Source organism: Streptomyces sp. NPDC048353 (assembly GCF_055587165.1).
In genome coordinates this window covers 166126-178309 of record NZ_JBVJGU010000010.1, presented here as the reverse complement: position 1 = coordinate 178309, position 12184 = coordinate 166126, and the positions used below count along the sequence as shown (strand labels likewise).

12 protein-coding genes are annotated in these 12184 nt (G+C 72.3%); 9 read left to right on the top strand and 3 right to left on the bottom strand.

Annotated elements, in window-relative coordinates:
• The first annotated feature begins 21 nt into the window (after positions 1 to 21).
• Positions 22 to 1653: an L-glutamate gamma-semialdehyde dehydrogenase gene (gene pruA / locus ACZ6RC_RS30150; RefSeq protein WP_469589140.1), complete on the top strand. Its 1632-nt coding sequence runs from the start codon at positions 22 to 24 to the stop codon at positions 1651 to 1653.
• Between the two features lie 139 nt (positions 1654 to 1792).
• Positions 1793 to 2329 (top strand): GNAT family N-acetyltransferase, encoded by a 537-nt coding sequence (locus ACZ6RC_RS30145; RefSeq protein ID WP_469589136.1) that lies wholly within the window; start codon positions 1793 to 1795, stop codon positions 2327 to 2329.
• 42 nt (positions 2330 to 2371) lie between these two features.
• On the opposite strand, the gene ACZ6RC_RS30140 is transcribed toward ACZ6RC_RS30145, so the two are convergent.
• Both ACZ6RC_RS30140 and ACZ6RC_RS30135 read right to left on the bottom strand, forming a co-directional pair.
• Complete coding sequence (locus ACZ6RC_RS30140) at positions 2372 to 3097, bottom strand: hypothetical protein (RefSeq protein ID WP_469589133.1); 726 nt, start codon at positions 3095 to 3097, stop codon at positions 2372 to 2374.
• Positions 3094 to 3432 (bottom strand): PadR family transcriptional regulator, encoded by a 339-nt coding sequence (locus ACZ6RC_RS30135; RefSeq protein WP_391138963.1) that lies wholly within the window; start codon positions 3430 to 3432, stop codon positions 3094 to 3096. Before ACZ6RC_RS30135 ends, ACZ6RC_RS30140 begins: the two co-directional genes overlap by 4 nt.
• A gap of 304 nt (positions 3433 to 3736) precedes the next feature.
• Between ACZ6RC_RS30135 and ACZ6RC_RS30130 the strand changes: the two genes are divergently transcribed.
• From ACZ6RC_RS30130 to ACZ6RC_RS30120, 3 genes are all read left to right on the top strand, one after another.
• The gene (locus tag ACZ6RC_RS30130; protein WP_391138961.1) at positions 3737 to 3868 is read left to right on the top strand and encodes a hypothetical protein; all 132 of its coding nucleotides are present in this window, start codon (positions 3737 to 3739) and stop codon (positions 3866 to 3868) included.
• 81 nt (positions 3869 to 3949) lie between these two features.
• Complete coding sequence (locus ACZ6RC_RS30125) at positions 3950 to 4990, top strand: 3-isopropylmalate dehydrogenase (protein WP_391138959.1); 1041 nt, start codon at positions 3950 to 3952, stop codon at positions 4988 to 4990.
• Positions 4991 to 5235: 245 nt separating this feature from the next.
• Positions 5236 to 6324, top strand: coding sequence for a branched-chain amino acid aminotransferase (locus ACZ6RC_RS30120; RefSeq protein ID WP_453618616.1), 1089 nt, complete (start codon positions 5236 to 5238; stop codon positions 6322 to 6324).
• A 173-nt stretch (positions 6325 to 6497) separates the two neighbouring features.
• Here the strand turns inward: ACZ6RC_RS30120 and ACZ6RC_RS30115 are convergent, their stop codons facing one another.
• Entirely contained in the window at positions 6498 to 7919 is a 1422-nt protein-coding gene (locus ACZ6RC_RS30115; protein WP_391138955.1) for a cytosine permease, read from the bottom strand.
• Between the two features lie 139 nt (positions 7920 to 8058).
• On the opposite strand from ACZ6RC_RS30115, the gene ureA reads away from it, so the two are divergent.
• The 4 genes from ureA (at position 8059) to ACZ6RC_RS30095 (ending at position 12156) form a co-directional block, all read left to right on the top strand.
• Positions 8059 to 8742 carry an urease subunit gamma gene (gene ureA / locus ACZ6RC_RS30110; RefSeq protein ID WP_391138953.1) on the top strand — a complete coding sequence of 228 codons (684 nt, stop codon included), beginning with the start codon at positions 8059 to 8061 and terminating at the stop codon, positions 8740 to 8742.
• The gene (locus tag ACZ6RC_RS30105; RefSeq protein WP_391139657.1) at positions 8742 to 10424 is read left to right on the top strand and encodes an urease subunit alpha; all 1683 of its coding nucleotides are present in this window, start codon (positions 8742 to 8744) and stop codon (positions 10422 to 10424) included. Before ureA ends, ACZ6RC_RS30105 begins: the two co-directional genes overlap by 1 nt.
• An 11-nt stretch (positions 10425 to 10435) precedes the next feature.
• Positions 10436 to 11452 carry an agmatine deiminase family protein gene (locus tag ACZ6RC_RS30100; RefSeq protein ID WP_469589124.1) on the top strand — a complete coding sequence of 339 codons (1017 nt, stop codon included), beginning with the start codon at positions 10436 to 10438 and terminating at the stop codon, positions 11450 to 11452.
• A gap of 143 nt (positions 11453 to 11595) precedes the next feature.
• Entirely contained in the window at positions 11596 to 12156 is a 561-nt protein-coding gene (locus ACZ6RC_RS30095; RefSeq protein ID WP_391139656.1) for a TetR/AcrR family transcriptional regulator, read from the top strand.
• Positions 12157 to 12184 lie beyond the last annotated feature (28 nt).

Genomic DNA, 12184 nt, shown 5'->3' with positions numbered 1-12184 from the left:
TCACAAGGAGTAACGAGACTCATGGACGCTGTCACCCAGGTCCCCGCTCCGGTCAACGAGCCGGTGCACAGCTACGCCCCCGGTTCCGCCGAGCGCGTCCGCCTGGAGGCCAAGCTCAAGGAGCTGGCCGACAACCCGCGCGAGCTGCCGATGACCATCGGCGGGGTCAAGCGCATGGGCGGCGGCGAGCGCTTCGACGTCGTGCAGCCGCACAACCACAAGGCGGTCATCGGCACCTTCGCCGCGGCCACCCAGCAGGACGCCCAGGACGCGATCGACGCCGCCCTGGCCGCCGCCCCGGCCTGGCGCGCCATGTCCTTCGACGACCGCGCCGCGATCATCCTGCGCGCCGCCGAGCTGCTGGCCGGCCCCTGGCGCGAGACGCTGGCCGCCTCCACCATGCTCGGCCAGTCCAAGACGGCCCAGCAGGCGGAGATCGACACCCCCTGCGAGCTCGTCGACTTCTGGCGCTTCAACGTCTCCTACGCCCGCCAGATCCTCGCCGAGCAGCCGACGGTGAACTCCCCCGGCGTGTGGAACCGGCTGGACCACCGCCCGCTGGAGGGCTTCGTCTACGCGATCACGCCGTTCAACTTCACGGCCATCGCGGGCAACCTGCCCACCGCCCCCGCCCTCATGGGCAACGTCGTGGTCTGGAAGCCGTCCCCCACGCAGACCCACTCCGCCGTGCTCCTCATGGAGCTCCTGGAGGAGGCCGGCCTGCCCAAGGGCGTCATCAACCTGGTGACCGGCGACGGCATCGCCGTCTCCGAGGTGGCCCTGAACCACCGCGACCTGGCCGGCATCCACTTCACCGGCTCGACCAAGACCTTCCAGCACCTGTGGAAGACGGTCGGCAACAACATCGAGACGTACCGCTCCTACCCGCGGATCGTCGGCGAGACCGGTGGCAAGGACTTCGTCGTCGCCCACCCGAGCGCCGACCGCGGCATCCTGAAGACGGCGCTGACCCGCGGCTCCTTCGAGTTCCAGGGCCAGAAGTGCTCCGCGTCCTCGCGCGCCTACGTCCCGGCCTCCCTCTGGAACGACGGCTTCAAGGAGGAGTTCGCGGCGGAGGTCGACGGCATCAAGATGGGTGACGTCACCGACCTGACCAACTTCATCGGCGCCGTGATCGACGAGCGCTCCTTCGCCAAGAACAAGGCCGCGATCGACCGCGCGAAGGCCGACCCGACCTGCACGATCGTCGCCGGTGGCACCTACGACGACTCCGAGGGCTACTTCGTCCGCCCGACCGTCATCGAGTGCTCCGACCCGGAGAACGAGGTCTTCACGACCGAGTACTTCGGCCCGATCCTCGCCGTGCACGTCTACGAGGACGACGCGTACGACGAGATGCTGACCCAGATGGAGTCGGCCTCGGACTACGCGCTGACCGGCGCGGTCATCTCCGGCGACCGCGCCGCCACGGCGTACACGATGGAGAAGCTCCGCTTCGCCGCGGGCAACTTCTACATCAACGACAAGTCGACCGGCGCCGTCGTCGGCCAGCAGCCCTTCGGCGGCGGCCGCGCCTCCGGTACGAACGACAAGGCCGGCGCCCCGCAGAACCTGATGCGCTGGACGCTGACCCGCGCCATCAAGGAGACGCTGGTCCCGCCGACCGAGTACGGCTACCCCCACATGGGCTGACACCCCCGCACGGGCCGCTGACGGCCCGTCCCCCCGACACCGCCCCCCTCCTCGGTCCCCCAATCGAGGACGGGGGCGGTTCTCATGGGCGGACCGCGCCGGGACCGGGCGGCGGGGAGGCGTGGGGGAGACTGGGGCCATGACCGTGACGACCGCCGCCACCCATGAGCTCGGGCCCGTACGGCTGCGGGCCGTACGGCGGATGCTCGACGCCGCCTTCGAGGGCGGCTTCTCCGACGAGGACTTCGACCACGCCCTCGGCGGCGTCCACGCCTGGATCGAGGACGAGCACGGCATCGCCGCGCACGGCAGCGTCGTGATGCGCCGGGTGCTGCACCGGGGCCGTTCGCACCGGGTCGGGTACGTCGAGGGTGTGGGCGTCCGCGCCGACCGGCGGCGGCAGGGGCTGGGCGGTGAGGTCATGGCCCGACTGGAACGGGTCGTCGACGGGGCCTATGCCTTCGGGGCGCTGTCCGCGTCGGACGAGGGTGCGGCGCTCTACCGGGCGCGCGGCTGGGTGCTGTGGGGCGGCCGGATCGAGGTGCTCGGCCCCGGCGGGATCGTCCCCCTGCCGGACGAGGAGGACTCCACCTTCCTGCGCCCGGCCGCCGGCGCCCGCCTGCCGGACCCCGCCGCGCCGCTCACCTTCGACTGGCGCGACGGCGACGTGCTCTGAGAGCGGGAGCCCCCGCCTTCGTCAGCTTCCGGCCTCGGGCGCTCAGCCCTGGCAGCCCTTGGCCGCGTCCCGCTTCAGGCCGATCAGCCCGCCGGCCAGGCCGAACAGCGCGGCGAAGACCACCGTCAACGGCGGCAGATCGAGGGCGCCGAAGAAGACCACCGTCACCATGGCGGCGACCAGCACCGCCCAGACCGCCAGCAGCGCCTTGCCCTTACGGCTGAGGAAGAGCCACCGGCCGGGCCGTGCCGGCAGGGTATCGAGAGCCCCCGCCGGCCCCTCGCTCGCCGCCTTCGGACGCTTGAAGTAGGCGTAGACGGTCCACTCCCCGCACATCTCCCACCCTTCGGGGGTCAGCCGGTCGAGCGCCTCGGCGCGCCGCTTCCCGCTGATCAGCTCGCGGCGGTACTCCCAGCGCAGGGCGGCGCCGGGCACCCGGCGGCACCGGAACCGGCCGAGCCCGTCCAGGCCCTCGACCTCCCAGCCCTGGTCGCCGTAGTGGGCCAGCAGCCGACGGTCGTTGTAGATGTCGGCCGTCCACAGCCAGGTCTCCGCCCCTCCGTCCGGCTCGGCCGCCGTGGGCGCCGTGCCGCCCAGGCGCGCCGCGAACCGGGCGGCGGGGCCGAACTCCTCCTCAGGCGACGAGCCCGCGTCAGCGAGGTGTCCGCGCAGTTCGGAGACGGTGGCGGTGATCTGCTCCGCCGGGACGCCGGCGGCGCGCAGCGCGGTGGCGAGTTCGTCGAAGTAGGTGTCCGGCTCGGTGTTCATGCGATTCCCCCGGTGTTCAGCGTGGTGCGTACGGCGGTGTGGAAGGTCAGCCAGGCCGCGCTCTCGGCGGCGAGGTGCTCGCGCCCCCGCTCGGTGAGCCGGTAGTAGCGCCGCCCGGGCCCCCGTTCGGCGGCCCGGAACTCGGCGTCGAGGAACCCGGCCTCCTCCAGGCGGTTGAGCACGGGATAGAGCGTCCCGCCCTTGATCTCCCCGAGCCCCGCCTCGGCGAGGGCCTTGGCGATCTCGTACCCGTAACTCTCGCCGTCGGTCAGACGGGAGAGGACGAGCAGGTCGAGGACTCCCTTGAGCCAGCTGGATCTGCGGTCTGCGGCCATGGTTGCATTCCATCACCACCTAGGTAGGAAAGCAACCTAGCTAGTGACGTCGAGTCGTGGGCCGGAGGACCCCGGCCGGAGCGCCGCCGTCTCAGATAGTAGGAAGTCCGAGTAATTGTGGAGACAGATGCGGCCGGCTGTCCTAGCTTTGTAGGAGCCGAACGTCTCGCTCCATCGAGCGAATGGCGGTCGTGAGCGCGACGCCCTGTGCAGGCAACCCCTGCGGCGGCGCTCCCCGCCCCCTCCGGCGCCTTCGATCACCACTGATCTCGGATCACCACTGATCTCAAGGAGTCGATCCCTCATGACCACTCAGACCGCCCGTCGCGTCCGCCACTCCGTCGCCCGCCCCCAGGACGAGGCCCGCAAGAACGCCGCCGCCGCCCTCCAGCGCGCCCTCGACCGCCGCGACAACGGCGGCGAGACCGGCCACTGAGTCCCGAGGCGCGACGCGCGCCGTGCGTCCGTATGGTGGACGGCGCGTGTCAGCGACTGGGACGGGGAGTAGGGTGCCGACATGTCTCACAGCATCGATCTCGCAGTCATTCCCGGCGACGGCATCGGCCAGGAGGTCGTGGCCCAGGGCCTCAAGGTCCTCGCCGCCGCGCTCCCGCAGGATGTGAAGCTGGAGACGAAGGAGTACGACTTTGGCGCCAAGCGCTACCACGCGACCGGTGAGACGCTCACCGACGCGGACGCCGAGGCCCTGAAGCAGCACGACGCCATCCTGCTCGGCGCGATCGGCGACCCCTCGGTCCCGTCCGGCGTGCTGGAGCGCGGCTTCCTGCTGAAGCTCCGCTTCCTCTTCGACCACCACGTCAACCTGCGTCCCTCGAAGCTGCTCCCCGGCGTGTCGACCCCGCTCAAGGGCCAGCCCGAGATCGACTTCGTGGTGGTCCGCGAGGGCACCGAGGGTCCGTACACCGGCAACGGCGGCTCCATCCGGACCGGCACGCCGCACGAGGTCGCCACCGAGGTCTCCGTGAACACGGCCTTCGGCGTCGAGCGCGTGGTCCGCGACGCCTTCGCCCGCGCCCAGGCCCGCCCGCGCAAGAAGCTGACGCTGGTCCACAAGAACAACGTCCTGGCGTACGCCGGTCACCTCTGGACCAACATCTTCACCAAGGTGGCCGAGGAGTTCCCCGAGGTCACCACCGACTATCTGCACGTGGACGCGGCGACGATCTTCCTCGTCACCCAGCCCGAGCGGTTCGACGTGATCGTCACCGACAACCTCTTCGGCGACATCATCACCGACCTCGCCGCGGCCGTCTCCGGCGGCATCGGCGTCGCCGCCTCCGGCAACATCAACCCCAGCGGCGAGTTCCCGTCCATGTTCGAGCCGGTCCACGGCTCCGCGCCGGACATCGCCGGCCAGGGCAAGGCGGACCCGACGGCCACCGTCCTTTCCGTCGCACTGCTCCTGCGCCACCTCGGCCACGAGACCGAGGCCGGCCGCATCGAGGACGCGGTCGCCGCCGATCTGACCGAGCGCGGTGACTCCGTCCGTACGACCGAAGAGATCGGCGACGCGCTCGCGGTACGCGTAGCGCGCTGACCCGCCGACTGATCACCTCCCAGCCGCCGGGTCGCCCTTCGCGCCCGGCGGCCGGCGTCTTCCGCGGTCCCCGGGTGCCCCCTCTCACATCCCGGACCGCGCGCACACCGTTTCCCGCACCGCCTCCCACGGGCGATAATCGAACGTGGGGCCGCGGCATGCGGGCAAGCTCGGACGTCCTAGCAGAGCACTGGTAGCGGCGTCGGCGCGGTCCGTCACACACAACCGGTGAAGGACACGCACTGATGACGACGCCCACGATCGAGCTCAAGCCCTCCTCCAGCCCGCTGTCCGAAGCGGAGCGGGAGGCGATCCTGACCAACCCCGGGTTCGGCCGCCACTTCACCGACCACATGGTGACGATCCGCTGGACCGAGGGCCGCGGCTGGCACGACGGCCAGCTCGTGCCGTACGGCCCGCTCTCCCTCGACCCCGCCACGAACGTCCTGCACTACGCCCAGGAGATCTTCGAGGGCCTGAAGGCGTACCGCAGGCCCGACGGCACCGTCGCCAGCTTCCGTCCCGACGCCAACGCCCGGCGCTTCCAGGCGTCCGCCCGCCGTCTCGCCATGCCCGAACTGCCCGTCGAGACCTTCATCGAGGCCTGTGACCTGCTCGTCCAGCAGGACAAGGCATGGGTCCCGGCGCACGGCGGCGAGGAGTCGCTCTACCTCCGCCCCTTCATGATCGCGACCGAGGTCGGCCTCGGCGTCCGCCCGGCCAACGAGTACCTCTTCGTCGTCATCGCCTCGCCCGCCGGCCCGTACTTCCCCGGCGGCGTGAAGCCCGTCTCCATCTGGCTCTCCGAGGACCGCGTCCGCGCCGTCCCCGGCGGCGTCGGCGACGCCAAGACCGGCGGCAACTACGCGGCCTCCCTGCTCGCGCAGGCCGAGGCGGCGCAGAAGGGCTGCGACCAGGTCGCCTACCTCGACGCCGTCGAGCACAAGTGGGTCGAGGAGCTGGGCGGCATGAACCTGTACTTCGTGTACGGGAACCGGATCGTCACCCCCACGCTCACCGGCTCCCTGCTCGCCGGCATCACCCGTGACTCCCTCCTCCAGCTCGCCAAGGACCTCGGCTACGAGGCCGAGGAGGGCCGGGTCTCCATCGACCAGTGGCACGCCGACTCCGAGAACGGCAGCCTCACCGAGGTCTTCGCCTGCGGCACGGCCGCGGTGATCACCCCGGTCGGCACGGTCAAGGCGGCCCGCGGCGAGTGGCGGCAGTCGGACGGCCGGCCGGGCGAGGTGACGATGCGTCTGCGCGACGCGCTGCTCGCCATCCAGACCGGCAGGACCGAGGACGTCCACGGCTGGACGCACCAGCTCGGCTGACACCACCGGGAGTGTGTGCGAAGGGGCGCCCCGCCGTCGGGGCGCCCCTTCGTCGTTCCGTACGCCGGACCCGGGCGGCCCCGCGCGTCGACCGGGCGTACGCCCGCCGGGGGTCGGGAGGCTTCCGGCCGGGGGCCTCCGGTCGAAGAGGCTTCCGGCCGGGTGCCGGCCCGTCAGGAGACGGCGACCTCCGCCTCCGCCTCCGTTACCGGCGCCCCCGCCGTCCTCGGTGTGAGCGCCGCGTAGAGCAGGCCGCCCACCGCGCCCGACAGCACGAAGCTGCAGTCGACCCCGCCGGTCAGGGCGAGCAGCGGCCCTTCGTAGAGCGGGGTGGACACCGCCGCGAGTCCCACGCCGGCGCCGAGCGCCCAGGAGGCGACGGCCCGCGGGTGCCAGCCGGCCGAGAACCAGTACGCTCCGCCGCGCGCCCGCCGGTTGTAGACCTGGAGCGCCTCCGGGTCGTACGCCCCGCCGCAGCGCCGGTGCCCGATCAGCGTGATCACCGCCCACGGCGTGCCGATGGCGGTGAGCAGCAGCACGAACGACGTCATGGCCGTCTGCGCGTCCGAGGCGAAGTGGCCGAGGAAGACGAAGGCCGTCGCCACCGCCGCGACCACCAGCGTCGCCCGCGCCCGGGTGGTGCGCGGCAGGATCGCGTCCAGGTCGAGGCCCATCGAGTACAGCATGAGCCCGGCGTTGCCGACCGAGCCCGCCGTCGCCGCGAGGAGCAGCGGGACGAGGTACCAGACCGGGGAGGCGTCGACGAGCGGCCCGGCGTAGTCGAGGGCGCCGCGCGCCGCCAGGGCCGTGTACGTACCGAAGAGCTGGGGGATCAGCAGGCCGGCGAGGAGACCGAGACAGGTGGTGCGCCAGACGGTCCGCGCGCCGTACCGGGCGGGGGAGACGTAGCGGGTGTAGTCGCCCAGGAGCGTGATGAATGCGACCGGTCCGCTCAGTCCGGCGGCGACGGCGGCCAGCGCCCAGGTCGGCCAGAACGAGCCGAGGAGGTACGGGGTGTCCGGCACGGCGGCGGCCGTGGCATCGCCGGCGTAGGCCGCCACGCCGAGCGCGAGGAGCACGATCATGCCGATCGCGAGCGCCTTGCTGAGCTGGAGCAGCAGCCGGTAGCCGTACACGGCGGCGACGACCGTGCAGGCGGCGAGCAGGGCGTAGACGGCGGCGTGGGTGGCGCCGCCGGTCGGCAGCCCGGTCAGCCGGGCGAGCGTGCCGACCATCACGTCCCCGCCGATCCACAGGGTCAGCGCCGTGTAGCCGAGCGAGAGCAGCAGGCCGACCACCGAGCCGACGAGCCGTCCGCGCACGCCGAAGAAGGCGCCGCTGGAGGTGGAGAGGTTGGTCGCGGTGCGCAGCGAGACGAGCGCGAGCGGGGCGGTGAAGGCGACGCCGACGAGGGTGCCGGCGACGACGGAGGTCACCGACGCCCACAGGCCGAGGCCGAAGGAGACGGGCAGCCATCCGAAGACGATGACGCCGAGGCAGAGGTTCGAGCCGAGCAGGATCGACAGGAGGTCACGGGGGCCGCTGGTGCGTTCCGCCTCGGGGATGGTGTCGACTCCGCGCTGTTCGATCGGCATGGGGCTCCCTGCGGGGGCTAGAGTCCGGACGAGGTTTTTGAGCGACGCTCAATGTGACCTATGCGGACCGGCTCCGTCAATGCTTGGAAGCGGCGGATTCTCGGTTTAGAGTGTCACTCAAACAGGAGGTGTTTCTGACGTGCGACTGACCCCCACGGAACGCGACCGGCTGCTGCTCTTCGGCGCCGCCGAGCTCGCCCGGGCCCGCCGGGCCCGGGGCCTGCGGCTCAATGTGCCGGAGGCGACCGCCCTCATCGCGGACACCGTCTGCGAGGCGGCCCGCGACGGCAGGCGGCTCGCCGAGGCGATCGCCGCCGCCCGGTCCGTCCTCGGCCCGGACGACGTGCTGCCGGGGGTGGCCGATGTCGTCACCGAAGTGCATGTCGAGGCCGTTTTCGACGACGGCTCGCGGCTGGCGGTCGTCTCCGACCCGATCGGCGGCGGTGCGCTCGGCGAGGCGGCCCCCGGCGCCCTGCTGCCGGCCCCGGCCCACGCCGAGGAGCCGCCCGCGCTCACCCTGACCGTCCGCAACACCGCGGCCGTCCCCGTCAGCGTCACCTCCCACTTCCACTTCTTCGAGGCCAACCCCCGGCTCGACTTCGACCGCGCCGCCGCCTACGGCATGCGGCTCGCCGTCCCCGCCGGCTCCTCGTTCCGCTTCGACCCGGGCGGCGCGGCCGAGGTCGGCCTCGTCCCCATCGGCGGCGCCCGCGTCGCCATCGGCTTCGCGGGCCTGGTCGACGGCCCGCTGGACGGACCCGGCGCGAAGGAAGAGGCCCTGCGGCGCGCGGCGGCCTGTGGCTACCTGGGAGCGGAGGCGTGATGGACCCCTACGAGTACGCGTCGGTGCACGGACCCCGCACGGGCGACCGGGTCGTCCTGGGCGACTCCGGCCTCGTCGTCCGGGTCGAGTCGGACGCCCAGAAGCCGGGCGACGAGTTCCTCGCCGGCTTCGGCAAGACCGCCCGCGACGGACTGCACCTCAAGGCCGCGGCCGTACGCGACACCTGCGACGTGGTGATCAGCAACGTCCTCGTGATCGACGCCGTCCAGGGCATCCGCAAGGTGTCCATCGGCATCCGCGAGGGCCGGATCCACGCCATCGGGCGGGCCGGCAACCCGGACACCCTCGACGGCGTCGACGTCGTCGTCGGCACGGGCACCTCCATCGTCTCCGGCGAGGGCCTCATCGCCACCGCCGGAGCCATCGACACCCATGTCCACCTCCTCTCGCCGCGGATCATGGAGGCTTCCCTCTCCTCCGGTGTCACCACCGTCATCGGGCAGGAGTTCGGCCCCGTCTGGGGCGTCGGCGTCAACTCGCCGTGGGCCCTCAAGCACGCCTTCAACGCCTTCGACGCCTGGCCCGTCAACATCGGCTTCCTCGCCCGCGGCTCCTCCTCCGACCCCGCCCCGCTGGTCGAGGCGCTCGCCGAGGGCGGCGCCTCCGGCTTCAAGGTCCACGAGGACATGGGCGCGCACACCCGCGCCCTGGACACCGCCCTGCGGGTCGCCGAGGAGCACGACGTCCAGGTCGCCCTGCACAGCGACGGCCTCAACGAATGCCTCTCGGTCGAGGACACCCTGCGCGTCCTGGACGGCCGGACGATCCACGCCTTCCACATCGAGGGCTGCGGCGGCGGGCACGTCCCGAACGTGCTGAAGATGGCGGGCGTGCCGAACGTCATCGGCTCGTCCACCAACCCCACGCTGCCCTTCGGCCGCGACGCGGTCGCCGAGCACTACGGGATGATCGTCTCCGTCCACGACCTGAAGACCGACCTCCCGGGCGACGCCGCCATGGCGCGCGACCGGATCCGGGCCGGGACGATGGGGGCGGAGGACGTCCTGCACGACCTCGGCGCGATCGGGATCACCTCCTCCGACGCGCAGGGGATGGGAAGGGCCGGCGAGACCGTACGCCGGACCTTCGCCATGGCCGGGAAGATGAAGGCCGAGCTGGGCCCGCTGGAGGGCGACGGCGCGCACGACGACAACGCGCGCGTGCTGCGCTACATGGCCAAGCTGACCGTCAACCCGGCGATCGCCCACGGCCTCGCCCACGAGATCGGCTCGATCGAGGTCGGCAAGATGGCGGACATCGTGCTGTGGCGGCCGGAGTTCTTCGGCGCCAAGCCGCAGCTCGTCCTGAAGTCCGGCTTCCCCGCGTGGGGGGTCGTGGGCGATCCCAACGCCGCCACGGACACCTGCGAGCCGCTCGTCCTCGGACCGCTGTTCGGAGCCCACGGAGCGACCCCGGCCGACATCTCGGTCGCCTTCGTCGCCCAGGCGGCCGTCGATCTCGGCTCCGACGCGATGCCGACCCGCCGCCGCCGGGTGGCCGTCCGCGGCACGCGCGGCATCGGCCCCGGCGACCTGCTCCTCAACTCCCGTATCGGGGACGTCGCGGTCGACGGCCGGACGGGTCTGGTGTCGCTGGACGGCGACCCGATCCGCTCCGAACCGGCCGAGTCCATCTCCCTCAACCGTCTCTACTTCCTCTGAGGACCTTTCACATGACCTTCCGTATGCCGCCGGAGTGGGCCCCGCACGAGCGCACGTGGATGGCCTGGCCCGGCCCCAACCCCACCTTCACCAACGACGAGGAGCTGGCGGAGGCGCGCGCGGCCTGGGCCTCGGTGGCCCGTGCCGTACGCCGCTTCGAGCCGGTGACCATGGTGGTCGGCCCCGGGCAGCTGGACTCCGCGCGGGCCCTGCTCGGCGACGCCGTCGAGCTGGTCGAGCGGGACCTCGACGACGCCTGGATGCGGGACATCGGCCCCACCTTCGTCACGAACGGCACCGAGCTGGCCGCCGTGGACTGGGTGTTCAACGGCTGGGGCGGGCAGGACTGGGCCCGCTGGGAGCACGACTCCAAGATCGCCCGCCATGTCGCGGACCTCGCGGGCGTGACGGTGCGGAGCAGCCGGCTGGTGAACGAGGGCGGCGCGATCCACGTCGACGGTGAGGGAACGGTTCTGCTGACCGACACCGTCCAGCTCGGCGCGGGCCGCAACCCGGAGTGGACCCGCGAGCAGGTCGAGGCCGAGATCCACGCCCAGCTCGGCACGACCAAGGCGATCTGGCTCCCGCACGGCCTCACCGGCGACTACGGCCTCTACGGCACCCAGGGCCACGTCGACATCGTCGCCGCCTTCGCGAAGCCGGGCGTCGTGCTCGTCCACAGCCAGCGGGACCCGGCCCACCCCGACCACGAGCGCTCCCGGATGTACGTCGACCTCCTCCGCCGCCAGACGGACGCGAAGGGCCGGCCGCTGGAGGTCGTCGAGATCCCGGCGCCGACCGTCCTGAAGGACGAGGAGGGCGACTGGGTCGACTACTCGTATATCAACCACTACCTCTGCAATGGCGGTGTGGTGCTGTGCGGCTTCGACGACCCGAACGACGAGATCGCGGCGGGCGTCTTCCGCCGGCTGTTCCCGGAGCGGACCGTCACGCTGGTCGACGCCCGCGCCATCTTCGCGGGCGGCGGCGGCATTCATTGCATCACCCAGCAGCAGCCGAAGGTCTGAACCCGCCGGGCTCCGGACCGCGGGACGGCGAGACGCCCCGCGGCCCGGAGCCCCGAGAAACGATGGGATAGAACGTACGAGTGACCCGCATCGACCCGGCCGCCCCCCGGCGGCGCAACAACGCCGCTCCTCCGCGTGAGGAGCTGCTCGCCGCCGCCATGGACACCATCGCCGAACGCGGGCTCGACGGGCTCACGATGGCCGGGCTCGGCCGCCAGGTCGGCATGAGCAGCGGCCACCTCCTCTACTACTTCCGCACCAAGGACGAACTGCTCCTGCAGACCCTGGAGTGGAGCGAGGGCCGGCTCGGCGCCGAGCGCAGCGCCCTGCTCTCCCGGCCCGGTACGGCGCGCGAGCGGCTCGACGGGTACGTGGACGTGTACGTCCCCGACGGGCCCCGCGACCCGCACTGGACGCTGTGGCTGGAGGTCTGGAACCGGTCCCAGAACGCCGACGCCGACGCCCGCGCCCGGCAGGCCGCCATCGAGGGGGCCTGGCACCGCGACCTGGTCGCCCTGGTCGCCGAGGGCGTCTCGCGCGGGGAGTTCCGGGCGGTCGACCCCGACCGGTACGCGGCCCGGATGCGGGCGCTGCTCGACGGCTTCAGCGTCCACGTCGCCGTCGGCATCCCGGGCACCGGCCGGCAGCAGGTCCTCGCCCACGTCCGGGACTTCGTCGAGGAGACGCTGCTTCTCCGCCCGTGAGGCGGCGGGGCGAAGCCGGACGGTCGCC